General features: G+C 65.6%; 2 protein-coding genes. One reads left to right on the forward strand and one right to left on the reverse strand.

Going from position 1 to position 978, the window contains the following annotated elements; genetic code table 11:
• Positions 1 to 298: integrase core domain-containing protein (locus UN64_RS21675; RefSeq protein ID WP_216352813.1), on the forward strand; the 298-nt coding region annotated here is incomplete at its 5' end.
• A gap of 214 nt (positions 299 to 512) precedes the next feature.
• On the opposite strand, the gene UN64_RS21680 is transcribed toward UN64_RS21675, so the two are convergent.
• Positions 513 to 908 (reverse strand): thiamine pyrophosphate-dependent enzyme, encoded by a 396-nt coding sequence (locus tag UN64_RS21680; RefSeq protein WP_077365965.1) that lies wholly within the window; start codon positions 906 to 908, stop codon positions 513 to 515.
• Positions 909 to 978: the final 70 nt, after the last annotated feature.

Here is a 978-nt window from a genome sequence, read left to right on the forward strand (position 1 = left end):
ACCGGTCAGATCGCGAGTTGACAACTATAGGAGCATCAACGCGATGGCCGAGGCGCTGAACTCGCTGTTCAAGGCCGAGTGCATCCGCAACCCGGTCATGCGCCCCAAGGGCGGGTGGGCGTCGGTCCGCGACGTCGAGATCGCGGTCGCCGAATACGTCGACTGGTACAACCACCGGCGCCTGCACGGCGAGATCGGACACGTCCCGCCCGCCGAGTTCGAGGCCGCCCACTGGGCATCCCACAAGCCCGTCAGCTACGTTGGAGAACAGGTTCCCCTCGGAGCCGGTTCCAGATAACCGAGCCTCCACGAAACCCGGGGCGCTTCAGACAGCCATCCATTGGTCGGGCTGGAACGGGTTTGGGGTGTCGGTCATGGTCGGGTGCCTCCTGGCGGGGTGAAGGTCGGTGAAGTGGGTGGAGTCTGGTTGCTCTGCGAGGACTCCACGCGCTCGCGTGCGCACGCGTGGAGATCGCGGAGTTGTCCGCGGGCGGCGGTTACTTCGATCACGCTCAAGCCCTTCGCGTGTTGATCGCGCAGTGCGTGAGGAAGACCGGCGAGGTCGGCAACGCGGTGCTGGGTACGGTAGGCCTGGCAGAGGCCCTTGATACTGACGTCCTGTGGCGTGCCATAGATGCGTTCAAAGGTGGCTCTGCGTATGGGGGCTGTTTGTACTCGGGTGCGCCCTGCTCGAGGAGTTCGAAGATGCCCCCGCCCTGGTCGTTGATGACGACCAGGGTGAGGTTAGCGGGGATCTGTTCGTGGTGGCCGAACTGCAGTGCGGTGGCGTCGTAGAGGAAGGTGAGGTCCCCGAGGACTGCGGTGACGTGCCGGTCGGGATGAGCGAGGGCAACGCCGAGGGCCGAGGGCCGAGGCGATCGTGCCGTCGATGCCTGCCGTGCCGCGATTGGACAGTGTGGTCTGCGGGAGTTCGCGCGCGATCAGGGCCGCATCGCGGATGGTGTTCGATGCCCCTAG

Source organism: Fictibacillus arsenicus, assembly GCF_001999465.1.
Lineage (GTDB): Bacteria > Bacillota > Bacilli > Bacillales > Fictibacillaceae > Fictibacillus > Fictibacillus arsenicus.